The following is a 13,394-nucleotide window of genomic DNA, read 5'->3' on the forward strand; positions in this document are numbered from 1 at the left end:
CGGGTTAGGGAGTGACGCTCGTGGCGGGGCGCGGGCCGGCCGCCGCGACGTCGGTCGGCGTGGCGCCGTCCCAGCCGCCGCCGAGCGCCTTCGCAAGAAACACCACGAGCGCCGCGCGCTGGCCCTGGATCTGCACGGCCTGGCGCTCGCTCGTCAGCAACTGCTGCTGGGCCGTCAGCACGTCGATGAACGGCGTCAGGCCGCCCGCATAGCGGTCCTGCGCGAGCGACACGAGCTTGCGCGCGTCGTCGACGGCCGCCGACGCCTGCTGCGCGGCCTCGGCCAGCACCGACAGGCCCGTCACCGCATTCTGCACCTCCTGGAACGCGGTGAGCACGGTCTGCCGGTAATTGGCCTGCGCGGCGACGTAGCCCGCCTGCGCGAAATCGACGCCGGCCTTCAGCTTGCCGCCTTCGAACAGCGGCTGGCTGACCGACGCGCCGATCGACCACAGCAGCGCCGGCACGGTGAACAGGCCGGAGAAGCGCGTCGCGTCCCAGCCGAGGTCCGGTGACAGCGCGATGCGCGGGAAATACGCGGCGCGCGCGACGCCGATCTGCGCGTTCGCCGCGGCCATCGCGCGCTCGGCCGATGCGACGTCGGGCCGGCGCTGCAGCAGGTCGCTCGGCATCCCGGTCGGCAGCGCGGGCGCGTTGATCGGCGCCACGCGCGGCGGCAGCGAGAACGCGGGGGCCGGCGTGCCGACCAGCGTCGCGATCGCCGTCTCGACCTGAGCGCGCTGCTGGATCAGCAACTGCGCCTGCGTGCGCGTCGCGTCGAGTTGCGCGCGCTGCTGCAGCAGGTCGAGGCCGGACACCGCGCCGAGGTCGTGGCGCGCGCTCACGTAGTCGAGCGCCTTTTGCTGCAGGTCGATCGAACGCCTGACGACGTCGATCTCGGTGTCGAGCTCGCGCAGCGCGAAGTAGCTCGATGCGAGATCGGCGCTCAGCACCAGGCGCGCGTTCGCGAAATCGTCGCGCGCCTGCTCGGAGCTGGCCTGCGCGGATTCGACGCTGCGCCGCACGCGGCCGAACAGGTCGAGTTCGTAGCTGACGCTCGCGGCGACCTGGATGTCGTTCTGCACGGTCGACATGCTCTTCGTCGCGTAGTTGGTCTGCGGCCGGTCGGCGGAGATCTTGAAGCGCTGGCCGCTCGCGTTCAGGCCGACGGCCGGATACTGCGCGGACGCGACCGATGCGAGCGTCGCCTTCGCCTGGTCGTAGCGCGCGGCGACGGCCTTCAGGTTCTGGTTGTTGCGCAGCGCGTCGGTTTCGAGCGCGTCGAGCTGCGCGTCGCCGAACGCGGTCCACCACGCCGGGTCGAGCGGCGCACGGGCCGGCGCGGCCGGGTGCCAGTAAGCATCGGCCGGGTCGAGCCGCCACGCGGCGGGCGTCTCGACGGCGGGGCGCCGGTAGTCGGGGCCGACCGTACAGCCGGCGAGCGTCGCGGCCGCGACGACGGCCACGACCGCTGCGGGGGGCAGGCAGGCGCGCAGCGCGCTCACGACTGCGCTCCCGCGGCCGCGGAGGCCGGCTTCACGACCGGCGGCGCCTGCACGATCACGGTGTCGCCGTTCGCGAGCGCATCGCTCGGGTTCGCGACGAGGCGGTCGTGCGGCGTCAGCGGGCCGTCGACTTCGAGCGTCTGCCCGATCGTGCGCGCGACCGTCACCGCCTTCAGGCGCACCTGGCCGTTCGCGTCGACGGTCGCGACCGTCGGCCCTTCGGCGCGGAACAGCAGCGTGTTGGCCGGAATCTGCAGGCGGCCGACCGGCGTCATCGGCAGGGTCGCCTGCACGTATGCGCCGGGCAGCAGCCGCCCGTCCGGGTTCGGCAGCGTGATCTCGATCTGCAGCGAGCGCGTCGCGACGTCGATCGCCTGGGACGTGCGCGTGATGGTGCCGTCGAAGGTCTGGCCGGGCAGTTCTGCCTGCGCGACGCTCACGCGCTGGCCGACCTTCACCTGCTGCGCATAAGCCTGCGGCACCTGCACGTACAGGCGCAGCCGGTCGGCCTGCACGACCGTGAACAGTGCGCGGCCCGCGTTGCCGGAATTGACGAGGTCGCCGACGTCGACGTTGCGCTGCGTGACGATCCCGTCGATCGGCGCGACGATGCGCTGGAAGCCTTTCAGCTCGGTGAGCCGGCGCATGTTCGCATCGGCCGCCGCGAGGTTCGCGGTGCCCTGGTTGAACGCGCCTTGCCGGTCGTCGAGTTCCTGCTGCGACACCGCATCGCGCTGGCGCAGCTGCTGCGCGCGGTCGAACGACGTCTTCGCGAGCGCGAGCGCGGCCTGCGCCTGCTGGCGCTGCGCGGTGGCCTGCGCGAGTTCCTGGTTCAGCTCGGGCGTGTCGAGTTCGGCGAGCAGCTGCCCCTGCTTCACGTGCGCGCCGATGTCGGCCTGCCAGCGCAGCACGTAGCCGCTCGCACGCGCGTAGATCGGCGCTTCGACGAAGCCGCGCAGGGTGCCGGGCAGCGCCAGCTTGCCGCCGGTGGCCGCGTCGACCGGATGCACGACGCTCACGTACTGGCGCGTGTTCTGCTCGGCCACCGCGTCGAGGTGATTCCGGTTCAGCACGTTGACGACGATCGTGCGCGCGGCGCCCGCGGCCAGCAGCACGCCGATCACGATCAGGACGACCCGCCCGCGCCGCGACACCGACGTGCGCGTCGGCAGGTGCATGCCGTGTTCGTCCACCTGGATGCCGACGGAGCTGTGATGTTTCTCTTCCATGAATTGACCGGGTCGATAGGCTAGAAAGTCAGTGTCCGGCCGGGCGCGCGCGCCGGCGGGCCAGCCGCGCATGCACGCCGCCGAACACGAGCGGCACGAACAGCAGCGTCGAAACGGTGGCGAACAGCAGGCCGCCGATCACCGCGCGGCCGAGCGGCGCGTTCTGCTCGGCGCCTTCGCCGAGACCGAGCGCCATCGGCACCATCCCGATGATCATCGCGAGCGCCGTCATCAGCACCGGGCGGATTCGCGTCGCGCCGGCCTCCAGTGCGGCCGTGAGCGGCGGCGCGCCGGCCGCGAGGCGCTGGCGCGCGAACGACACGACCAGGATGCTGTTGGCGGTCGCGACGCCCACCGTCATGATCGCGCCCGTCAGCGCGGGCACGCTCAGGTGCGTGCCGGTGATGAACAGCATCCACGCGATGCCGGCGAGCGCGGCCGGCATCGCGCTGATGATGATCAGCGGATCGAGCCACGACTGGAAATTCACGACGATCAGCAGGTAGACGAGCACGATCGCCATCGCGACGCCCGCGCCGAGGCCGAGGTACGACGTGCGCATCGTCTCGACCTGGCCGCGCACCGACAGGTCGGTGCCGCGCGGCAGCGTCGCGCGCGCGTCGGACACGATGCGGTCGATCGCGCCCGCGACCGAGCCGAGGTCGCGGCCCTCGACGCTCACGTACAGGTCGATCGCCGGGCGGATGTTGTAGTGCGTGATCACCGCCGGGTTCGCGACGGGATGGATCTGCACGAGGTTGCCGAGCAATTGCAGCGGCATGCCGGTGCGCCCGCTCGCGGAAATCGGCGTGCCGAGCAGGTCGTCGATCGACGCGATGCTGTATTGCGGGGTCTGGATCTGCAGCGGGTACTGGACGCCCGAGCGCGGATTGATCCAGAACGACGGGGTCGTCTGGGAACTGCCGGACAGCGAGATCAGCATGTTCTGCGCGACGTTCTGCGCGGAGAGGCTGAGCTGCTGCATGCGCGTACGGTCCATGTCGGCCACCAGGGTCGGTTCGTCGTTGCGCTGCAGTACGTGCACGTCGACGGTGCCGGGGATTTGCCTGATCTTCTTCATCAGGCTGCTCGCGATAGCCATGTTACTCGCGAGATCGTTGCCGAGCACCTGCACGTCGATCGCGGCGGGCTGACCGAAGTTGAGGATCTGCGTGATGATGTCCGACGGCTGGAAGAAGAACTCGACGCCCGGGAAGCGCTGCGGCAGCAGCGTGCGCAGCGTCTGCACGTAGTGCGCGGTCGCGCGGTGGCCCGGCTTCAGCGCGATCATCAGTTCGCCGTCGAGCGTGCCGATCGTGCCGGCATTGCTGTACGACAGGTTGATGCCGCTCACCGGCAGCCCGAGGTTGTCGACGATCGCGCCGAGTTCGTCCGCCGGCACGGTTTCGCGGATCACGCGCTCGACCTGGTCGGCAAGGCGCGCGGTCTCCTCGATCCGGTAGCCGGTCGGCGCGCGCATGTGCAGCCGCAGGTTGCCGGAATCGGCGTTCGGGAAGAAGTCGCGGCCGAGCACGAACACGAGGCCGGTCGACAGCACGCAGAAGCCGAGGAAGCACGTCGCGTAGAAGCGGCGGCGCACCAGCAGCATGCTGAGCAGCACGATGTACCACGCGCGCAGCCGCTCGAACGCGGCGTTGAACGCGTGATGGAGGCGCGCGAACCGCGACGTCGCATGATCGGGGCCGCTCGTGGCCTGCTGCGGGCGGAACAGCAGCATCGCCAGCGTCGGCACGAGCGTGCGCGACAGCACGTAGGACGCGAGCATCGCGAACACCACGGCTTCGGCGAGCGGCACGAACAGGAAGCGCGCGACGCCCGTCAGGAAGAACATCGGCACGAACACGATGCAGATGCACAGCGTCGACACGAACGCGGGCACCGCGATCTCGCCCGCGCCTTCGAGGATCGCGTCGTGCAGATTCGTACCGAGATGCAGGTGCCGCTCGATGTTCTCGATCGTGACGGTCGCGTCGTCGACCAGGATCCCGACCGCGAGCGCGAGGCCGCCGAGCGTCATGATGTTGATCGTCTCGCCGAGCGCGGAGAGTGCGATCAGCGACGTGAAGATCGACAGCGGAATCGAGATCGCGATGATCAGCGTGCTGCGCCAGTTGCCGAGGAACAGCAGGATCATCATTGCGGTCAGCACGGCGGCGATCAGCGCCTCGTGGATCACGCCCTGCACGGCGGCGTTGACGAACACCGACTGGTCGAACAGCGGCGTGATCGTGAGTCCTTCGGGCAGCGTCGGGATCACCTTCGGCAGCAGTGCCTTCAGGTCCGACACGACCTTCAGCGTCGACGCGTCGCCGGTCTTCAGGATCGACATCAGCACGCCGCGCTGGCCGTTCTGCCGCACGACGTTGGTTTGCGGCGCGAAGCCGTCGCGCACCGACGCGACCTCGCGCAGGTAGGTCGTCGCGCCGTTGACGGTCTGGACCGGCAGGCCGTTGATGTCCGCGACCGTGTCGGCAGACGCGTTCGTGTCGATCCGGTACTCGGTCTGACCCATCTTCGCGGTGCCGGTCGGCAGCACGAGGTTCTGCGCGTTGACCGCGTTGACGATGTCGGCGGGCGTGAGGCCCTTCGCGAGCAGCGCCTGCGGATCGAGGTCGATCGCGACCACGCGCGTGCGGCCGCCGTACGGAAACGGGATCTGCGCGCCCGGGATCGTGATCAGTTGCGGCCGCAGGAAGTTGAGCGCGATGTCGGCGAGCGACTGTTCGCTGAGCGTCTTGCTCGACAGCCCGAGCTGGATCACCGGGATGCTCGACGCCGAATAGGTGATCACGAGCGGCGGCGTCGCGCCCTGCGGCATCTGCCGCACGATCGCCTGCGCGGACGAGACCGTCTGCGCGATCGCGGTCTGCACGTTCGCGCCGGGTTGCAGGAACACCTTCACGACCGCGATGCCCGGCAGCGACGTCGACTCGATGTGCTGGATGTTGTTGACGGTCGTCGTCAGGATCCGTTCATGGACGGCCGTGATGCGGTTGGTCATCTCCTTCGCGGAGAAGCCGGTGTAATTCCAGATCACGCTGATGACGGGAATGTTGACCGCCGGCAGGACGTCGACAGGCGTGCGCATCAGCGCGAGCGGGGTGGCCAGCACGATCATGATGGCCATCACGATGAACGTGTAGGGGCGCCTGAGCGCGAGATTGACGATCCACATGGAGGCGGCGGGACAGGCGGTGATCAGGCGGCGGTGAGGGGAACCCGAATGATAGGCGTCGGGGCTGAACGAGTCACTGACACGAAACTGGCGGATTTGTCAGGTTCGGCGCGCGGCGACCGAGGCGACTTCAGGTCGATTGATCGGATGAAAACGCGCACGGACGCCGATGCCCGAAAAAGGCCGCCGCACCGCACGCGCATGCCGCGGCAGCGACGCTTCCGTTCATCGGGCGTCGCTCAGATCTGTTCCATCCCGACCCGCGCGAGCGCGGCCAGGTCGACGACTTCGATCTGGTTGTACGCGAGCCGCAGCACGCCGAGCTTCTCGAGTTGCTGCAACGCCTGGTTGATCCGCTGCCGCGACACGCCGACGAGCATTCCCAGTTCCTCCTGCGAGATCGCGAGCGACGGGCCGGTGTCCGGATACAGCGCGGGGTTGAACAGCTGCGCGAGCGCCTGCGCGACGCGCGCGTCGACATCGAGCAGCCGGCTGTTCTGGATCGACGCGATGAACTCGCCCATCCGGTTGTTCAACTGGTGGATCACGAAGCGCGTGAACGGCAGGCTCGTGTCGAGCAGCGCATGGAACGTGTCGACCGGGACGAACAGCACGATCGAGCGCTGGACGGCGACGACTTCGTACTTGCGCAGCTCGCGCTTGATCACGCTGCCTTCGCCGAACCAGCCGCCCGACGGCACGCCGGAAAACGTGCAGCCGCGCCCCGACGCGTTGAAGATCGCGAGCTTCAGCAACCCGCGATGCACGCCGATCCAGTATTCGGACGGCGCGAGCCGCTGCGCGATCACGTCGCCGGCCTCGTGCTGCTCGGCGCGCGACTGCGCGAGCACGAGCGCCTGGTGTTCCGGCGCCAGCGCGCGGAACCACGCGCACTGGCCGAACAGCACGGACAGGGCGGGCATCGGGCCCGGTTCGAGCGGCGTGTCGGCCGGCGGGCTGGCCGGCGGGCTGACAGCGGCGGCGGCCGCGTCGGGCGGCGCAACGAGGTGGTCGTGCATGGATGCGGGTTTGCGAGGATAGGGATAACGCGCAGCGCTCATGAGGCACTCTGTCGTTTCGATGACAGACGGCTCACAATAGCGCCCGTTAGGCTGTCGGCAATTGAACCACATCAAGACCGGTCGGGGTGCATGCACACTTGCCGGATACGAGGCCGACGCACGCGCCGGTCGACAGAAAACGGGAGACAGGATCATGACGCAGATGTTCGAGGCCGGACTCGGCCGCCGCGATGCCAACTACGTGCCGCTCACGCCGATCGACTTTCTGGTCCGTGCGGCCGAAGTCTACGGCGCGCGCCTCGCGATCGTGCACGGCGACGTGCGGCGCACGTGGGGCGAGACCTACACGCGGGCGAAGCAGCTCGCGAGCGCGCTCGCGCGGGCCGGCGTCGCGCGCGGCGAGACGGTGGCCGCGCTGCTGCCGAACATCCCGGCGATGGTCGAGGCGCACTTCGGCGTGCCGATGGCCGGCGCCGTGCTCAACACGATCAACACGCGGCTCGACATTTCATCGGTGCTGTTCATGCTGCGTCACGGCGAGGCGAAGGTGCTGATCGTCGACACCGAATACGCGGAGCTCGCGCATCGCGCGGCGCTAGAAGTGCCGGGCCTGAAGATCGTCAGCGTTGCCGATGCGATGCCGGCCGACCCCGCGCGCTTCGCCGGCGCGACCGACTACGAGGCGTTCGTCGCGGGCGGCGATCCCGACTACGCATGGACGCCGCCCGCCGACGAGTGGGAGGCGATCGCGCTGAACTACACGTCCGGCACGACGGGCGACCCGAAGGGCGTCGTGTATCACCATCGCGGCGCGTATCTCGCGGCGATCAGCAACATCCTCGAATGGGACATGCCGAAGCACGCGGTGTATCTGTGGACGCTGCCGATGTTCCACTGCAACGGCTGGTGCTTCCCGTGGGCCGTCGCGGCGCGCGCGGGCGTGAACGTGTGCCTGCGCAGGTTCGACGCGAAGACGGTGTTCGACCTGATCCGCCGCGAGCGCATCACGCATTACTGCGGCGCGCCGATCGTACAGAGCGCGATCGCGAATGCGCCGGCCGAGTTGCGCGCCGGCATCGATCACACGGTGCACGCGATGGTCGCCGGTGCCGCGCCCGCGCCGGCCGTGATCGCGAAGATGAAGGAGATCGGCTTCGACCTGCTGCACGTGTACGGATTGACCGAGGTCTATGGCCCGGCGACCGTATGCGCGAAGCAGGCGCACTGGGACGAGCTGCCCGACGACGAGCGCGCGCGGCTCAATGCACGGCAGGGCGTGCGCTATCACCTGGAAGCGGGCGCGACGGTGCTCGATCCGGACACGATGACGCCGGTGCCGGCCGACGGCGAGACGCTCGGCGAGATCATGTTCCGCGGCAACATCTGCATGAAGGGCTACCTGAAGAATCCGCACGCGACGGAGGAAGCGTTCCACGGCGGCTGGTTCCATACGGGCGATCTCGGCGTGCTGACGCCGGACGGCTACATCCGCATCAAGGATCGCCGCAAGGACATCATCATTTCGGGCGGCGAGAACATCTCGAGCATCGAGGTCGAGGATGCGCTGTACCGGCATCCGGCCGTCGCGGTCGCGGCGGTGGTCGCGATGCCCGACCCGAAGTGGGGCGAGGTGCCGTGCGCGTTCGTCGAGCTGCGCGAAGGCGCGAGCGCGACCGAGGCGGAGATCGTCGCCCACTGCCGGCAGTTGCTCGCGGGTTTCAAGGTGCCGAAGGTCGTGCGCTTCGGCGAGCTGCCGAAGACGTCGACCGGCAAGATCCAGAAATTCCAGCTGCGCAACGCGGTCGGATCGGACAAGGCGATCGACCTGGCGGGAGACAAGAAGTAACGGCGACGGGGCGTCGTGCGGGCGGACGCCTTGATACGTGAATGCGTCAAGGCGTCAAGGCGTCAAGGCGTCAAGGCGTCAAGGCACGACGAGCCACGCGATCGCCAGATACCGCCCGACCTTCGCGATCGTCACGATCGCGACGAAGGTCGGCAGCGGCTCGCGCAGCACGCCGGCGATCATCGTCAGCGGGTCGCCGATCACCGGCGCCCAGCTCAGCAGCAGCGACCAGCGGCCATAGCGCCGATACCAGCCCTCGGCGCGCGCGAGCGCGGCCGGTTTCACCGGAAACCAGCGGCGGTCGCGGAAGTGCTCGATGCCGCGGCCGAGTGTCCAGTTGATCGCCGCGCCCGCGACGTTGCCGACGCTCGCCACCAGCACCAGCGCCCACACCGGTTCGCGCCCGGCGAGCAGCAGGCCGGCAAGCACGGCTTCGGACTGGAGCGGCAACAGGGTCGCGGCGACCATCGACACGGCGAACAGGCCGCCGTAAGTGAGCAGTTCGGACATCGCGCGATTGTACTGGTCGTACCGGCCGCGCGTCGGCCGGCGTGGGAGGGCGCGCGCTGCAGCGCGCCACGTCACGCGCGCAGGCGGCCGCTCAATTCCATCCGACCATGATCGCGCCCATCCCGACCAGCAGCCCGCCCGTCACGCGATTCATCGCGCGCATCCGCGCCGGCCGCTGCAGCGCACGGCTCAGCCGGTGCGAGAACAGCGCCATCGACGCGACGCCGCCGGCGAACAGCAGCGCGAAGCTCGCCGCGAGCAGCAGGAATTGCGCGTTCAGGCTCCAGTCGGGATCCGGGACGATGAACTGCGGAAAGAACGACGGAAAGAACAGCAGCGTCTTCGGGTTCAGGCCGGAGGTGGCGACGCCGCGCCAGAACAGCGCGCGTCCGGTGGCGGTGTCGTCGGGTGCCGTGTTGCCGGCGTCCGTCGACGCGGCGGGCGCGGTGACCTGCGCCCGGCCGAGCCATTGCTTGCAGCCGAGCCATACGAGGTAGGCGGCGCCGGCCCAGCGCAGCACGGTCAGCGCGTGCTCGTCGAGGTGAACCAGCGAATTCAGGCACAGCGCGGTCAGCGCGAGCTGCAGCAGCACGGCGAGCGTGCCGCCCCAGACGCACGGCAGCGCGCGGCGCCAGCCGGCGCGCAATGCCTGGTTCATCGTGAGGAGGTTGACGGGGCCGGGGGCGTAGATGAGGACGGCGGACGCAGCGAGGAACGACAGATAAAGCCTGAACGACATGACGGGAGTGCGGAAACGGAGGATCAGGCGCCGGCCCGTGCGACCGGGTAGGCGCGCGGGGGGCGGGACGTTGCATGCCTGCGTGTCCTGCGCCGCAACTCGTGATTGCGGCCAGGCGTCCCGGTGCGAAGGGGTTGTCGCGGGGAGCGTGCCGGACACCAGGCATGGAGAAAATGTATCAAGCGGGCCGGTTAAAAGGCTTCCTGTTTTCCAGCAAAACGCACCCGAAACCGGAAGCCTGTTCAGATAGAATGCGGATTTTCAGTAGAAGATTCTTCCTGTCATGGCTATCCGCGAACGCACGCCGAAAACCCTCGACAACCAGGACCGCAAGATCCTCGGTGCACTGCAAAAAAATGCGCGCCTGTCGAACGCCGAACTGGCCGAACAGATCGGCATGTCGACCACCGCCTGCTGGAACCGCACGCGGCAGCTCGAACTCGACGGTTACATCGACGGCTACGTCGCGCTGGTCAACCAGCGCATGCTCGGCTACGCGGACATCGTGATCCTCGAAGTCACCCTCGATCGCCACGAGGACGATGCGCTCGCGCGTTTCGGCGCCGAACTCGCGGCACTGCCCGAAGTGCTCGAGGCCTACCTCGTATCGGGCGAATACGACTACTGGATCAAGGTCGCGGTGGACGGCACGGCCGGCTACGAACGCTTCCTGCGCGAGAAGCTGTACAGGATTTCGAGCATTCGCCACAGCCGCTCGATGTTCGCGCTGCGGTGCATGAAAGATGTGCCGTCGATTCAGGTGTGAAGACGGGGGCGACGCGCCGCGCGGCGTCGTGACGACGCGGTTCGCGGCGGTGCTGGAGAAGGGGTGGGAATCGGGCTGTCGCGTCCGTTGCGCGCGGCCCGGAGCCGGATACCGGCAGGCCGTGCCCGCGCGGCGGGAAAACGGATGAATCTTCCGTGACGGCCAGGCCCGGCGCGTGGCGCGCAGCGGGCATGCATCGGCTACGCAGCGGCCGGACATTCCGGGAAGCTGCGATCAACACCGTGCCGACAAGTTCGTCGGGACCGGCATCCGCGTATCGACATCGCTGCGACCGTGCTCACAGCGCGTGAGCACCATGCCATCGAGGGTATTCGCCCTTTTTTTGCGACTTCCGTCCGGCGCCTCGTGCCGGACGCGGCGGCCTTTCGGCGCGCGTCCCCGCAAGGCGCATCAGACGGATGGAGATGGCGCGTGGCCGGCTGGCGGCCGGTCGCCGCGCTCAGCGCGGCAGGCGTGCGTGCGCTTCAGCGATGACTGCGCAGTTCTCGAGGTGCAGTGCCCATGCTTCTGCAAGCAGCTCGCCGACACGTGCGAGCCAGCCAGCGGATTGGGTGGAACGATCGGAGACATTAGACGTTTGCATGACGAAGCCCCATGTAGGTGGCGAGTTAGGGATAACCCTAATCATAAAGAAACGTCACCGTCTTGTGAAATGCGATTTCGTTATATGAGAATTACTGACAATTTATGTTGCTGCCGCGCAACATGAGCTGCGCCACCTTCTGCGTGGCGGGCAGGCGTGACGAGACCGCGGCGAGCGCGGCCTCGCATTGACGGGCGAAAACGGAAAGCGGGGCGACGAGAACGGGCGCGGCAGCGGGGCGGCGATTACCCGCCGATCCACCCGAAGCGCCACGACAGGCGGCGCGCCGCCGCGAGCAGCGTATGCGCGAGTTCGCTGTGCGGCCCGCGCGGGAAGCCGCGCGACGAGCCGATGATCGCAATCACGAGCCGGATGCTGCCGGTGTGATCGAACACGGGCGCGGCGATCGTCCCGATGCCCGGCACCGGCGCATCGAATGCGAAATCGAGTTCGTCCGCGCGGATCGTCGCGAGCCGCGCGCGGAACGCGTCGTCAACCTGCGTCGCGCAGCCTGCGAGGCGCACCGGCTCGTCGGCCAGCAGGCCGGCCAGCACGTCGTCGGACATGCCGGCCGCGAAAATCCGCCCGATCGCCGTATTCACGAGCGACATCACCGTGCCGACCTGAAGGCTCACGTGCTGCGGCCGCGCCGATTCCTCGAGACGGATCACGGTCGGCCCGAGCGGCCCGAGCGTCGCCGCGGCCACGCTCAGGTCGGTCGCGGCCGCCAGCGCGACGATTTCGGCTTCCGCATCGCGCGTCGGCGACACGCGCTGCATCGCGATCAGGCCGAGCGCCTGCGCGAGCGGCCCGCCGCCGAAGCAGCCCGCGTCGTCGCGGCTCAGCAGGCCGATCTTCTGCAGGCTCACGAGGTGCGGAAACGCCTTCGCGGCCGGCATGCCGGCGGCTGCCGCGAGATCGCGCAACGGCAGCGCACGGCCTGCCGAGACGAGCGCGAGCAGCAGCTCGCCCGTGCTGTCGAGCGCGTTGATGCCGCGCTGCGCCTTCGTGTCGTCGGCGAGTGCGGGCGGCATGCGCTGCGTGGCGGGCGGCATGCCCGGCGCGACCGGCGGTGCGTCGCGTCCCGCGTCGAGCGCCGCGGTGGCTTGCCGTGCCGCATCGCGCAGCGCCGTCGCGATTGGGCCGTCCCAGCCGACATCGATCGAGCCGCTCGAACCGATCACCGTCAATGCGAGTTGCAGGCGGCCGTCCGCGTCCAGCACCGGCACGCACATCGCGCTGACGCCGGGGCTCGGCCGATCCACGCCGCGCTCGATCCCGCGCGCACGGATCGCGTCGAGTTCGGCCTGCCACGCGCGGGCGTCGGACGGGGGCTGGTCGCCTTCCGCGCCGGCGAGCGTGGCGCCGGCGCCGGCCTGGCTGGCCGCCATCGCGTCGAGCTGGGCGGGGTCGCCGAACGCGCGGAACACCCGGCCGGTCGCCGTCGTGTCGAGCGACATGACGGATCCGACGTGCAGGTTCACGTGCAGCGGATAGCCGCCGTGCTCGATGCGCACGATCGTGGGCCCGAGCGCGCCCGGCACCGACAGCGCGACGCTCAGGCCGACCGCTTCCGCGAGCCGCGCCGCGTGCGGCAGCGCCGCGCGATAGGCCGGCTGGCGCTCGATCGACATCAGCCCGAGCCGCAGCGACAGCGGCCCCGGCTCGTAGTTGCCGGTGAGCGCGTCGCGCTTCACGAGCGCGAGCCGCGTCAGGCTGACGAGATAGGTGTGCGCCTGCGCGGTCGACAGGTCGGCCGCGGCCGCCAGCTCCGACAGCCCGAGCGGCTTGCGCCGGCGCGCGAACGCGTCGAGCAGCCGGCCGCCGACCTCGACGCTCTGGATCCCGCGCTGCGCCTTGGGTGGCGCGTCGTCTGCGCTGACTTCGTGGTTCTGCACGCGATGATTCTTCCATTGACGAAACCCCGCATGGTATCCGACGCCATTTGACGCGCCAGCCCGCAGGTTTACCCGCATTA

General features: G+C 69.3%; 9 protein-coding genes. 2 read left to right on the top strand and 7 right to left on the bottom strand.

The window, feature by feature from the left end; genetic code table 11:
- Positions 1–4: 4 nt before the first annotated feature.
- The 4 genes from DIE17_RS00980 to DIE17_RS00995 form a co-directional block, all read right to left on the bottom strand.
- Positions 5–1,495, bottom strand: coding sequence for an efflux transporter outer membrane subunit (locus DIE17_RS00980; protein ID WP_124920627.1), 1,491 nt, complete (start codon positions 1,493–1,495; stop codon positions 5–7).
- A gap of 5 nt (positions 1,496–1,500) precedes the next feature.
- Complete coding sequence (locus DIE17_RS00985) at positions 1,501–2,733, bottom strand: efflux RND transporter periplasmic adaptor subunit (RefSeq protein WP_124519522.1); 1,233 nt, start codon at positions 2,731–2,733, stop codon at positions 1,501–1,503.
- A gap of 28 nt (positions 2,734–2,761) precedes the next feature.
- On the bottom strand, positions 2,762–5,929 hold the full coding sequence (locus tag DIE17_RS00990; protein ID WP_124484909.1) for an efflux RND transporter permease subunit: 3,168 nt from the start codon (positions 5,927–5,929) through the stop codon (positions 2,762–2,764).
- Positions 5,930–6,168: 239 nt separating this feature from the next.
- A complete protein-coding gene (locus DIE17_RS00995) occupies positions 6,169–6,948 on the bottom strand; it encodes a Crp/Fnr family transcriptional regulator (RefSeq protein ID WP_124920547.1) in 780 nt (259 codons plus the stop codon).
- 196 nt (positions 6,949–7,144) lie between these two features.
- Here DIE17_RS00995 and DIE17_RS01000 point away from each other — a divergent pair, with 196 nt between their 5' ends.
- Complete coding sequence (locus DIE17_RS01000) at positions 7,145–8,797, top strand: acyl-CoA synthetase (protein WP_124665861.1); 1,653 nt, start codon at positions 7,145–7,147, stop codon at positions 8,795–8,797.
- A 78-nt stretch (positions 8,798–8,875) separates the two neighbouring features.
- Here the strand turns inward: DIE17_RS01000 and DIE17_RS01005 are convergent, their stop codons facing one another.
- Entirely contained in the window at positions 8,876–9,307 is a 432-nt protein-coding gene (locus DIE17_RS01005) for a YqaA family protein (RefSeq protein WP_124519518.1), read from the bottom strand.
- A 91-nt stretch (positions 9,308–9,398) separates the two neighbouring features.
- Positions 9,399–10,046: a LysE family translocator gene (locus tag DIE17_RS01010; RefSeq protein WP_124920548.1), complete on the bottom strand. Its 648-nt coding sequence runs from the start codon at positions 10,044–10,046 to the stop codon at positions 9,399–9,401.
- A 283-nt stretch (positions 10,047–10,329) separates the two neighbouring features.
- On the opposite strand from DIE17_RS01010, the gene DIE17_RS01015 reads away from it, so the two are divergent.
- Positions 10,330–10,812, top strand: coding sequence for an Lrp/AsnC family transcriptional regulator (locus DIE17_RS01015; RefSeq protein WP_124519633.1), 483 nt, complete (start codon positions 10,330–10,332; stop codon positions 10,810–10,812).
- An 849-nt stretch (positions 10,813–11,661) separates the two neighbouring features.
- Here the strand turns inward: DIE17_RS01015 and DIE17_RS01025 are convergent.
- Entirely contained in the window at positions 11,662–13,314 is a 1,653-nt protein-coding gene (locus DIE17_RS01025) for an IclR family transcriptional regulator (RefSeq protein WP_124920549.1), read from the bottom strand.
- Positions 13,315–13,394 lie beyond the last annotated feature (80 nt).

This window comes from Burkholderia sp. Bp9099 (genome assembly GCF_003857805.1).
Taxonomy (GTDB): domain Bacteria; phylum Pseudomonadota; class Gammaproteobacteria; order Burkholderiales; family Burkholderiaceae; genus Burkholderia.

Excerpts from the sequence above, each read along its gene's own strand:
- DIE17_RS00985 (WP_124519522.1), bottom strand. The coding sequence starts at position 2,733 with ATGGAAGAGAAACATCACAGCTCCGTCGGCATCCAGGTGGACGAACAC.
- DIE17_RS00990 (WP_124484909.1), bottom strand. The coding sequence starts at position 5,929 with ATGTGGATCGTCAATCTCGCGCTCAGGCGCCCCTACACGTTCATCGTG.
- DIE17_RS00995 (WP_124920547.1), bottom strand. The coding sequence starts at position 6,948 with ATGCACGACCACCTCGTTGCGCCGCCCGACGCGGCCGCCGCCGCTGTC.
- DIE17_RS01000 (WP_124665861.1), top strand. The coding sequence starts at position 7,145 with ATGACGCAGATGTTCGAGGCCGGACTCGGCCGCCGCGATGCCAACTAC.
- DIE17_RS01005 (WP_124519518.1), bottom strand. The coding sequence starts at position 9,307 with ATGTCCGAACTGCTCACTTACGGCGGCCTGTTCGCCGTGTCGATGGTC.
- DIE17_RS01010 (WP_124920548.1), bottom strand. The coding sequence starts at position 10,046 with ATGTCGTTCAGGCTTTATCTGTCGTTCCTCGCTGCGTCCGCCGTCCTC.
- DIE17_RS01015 (WP_124519633.1), top strand. The coding sequence starts at position 10,330 with ATGGCTATCCGCGAACGCACGCCGAAAACCCTCGACAACCAGGACCGC.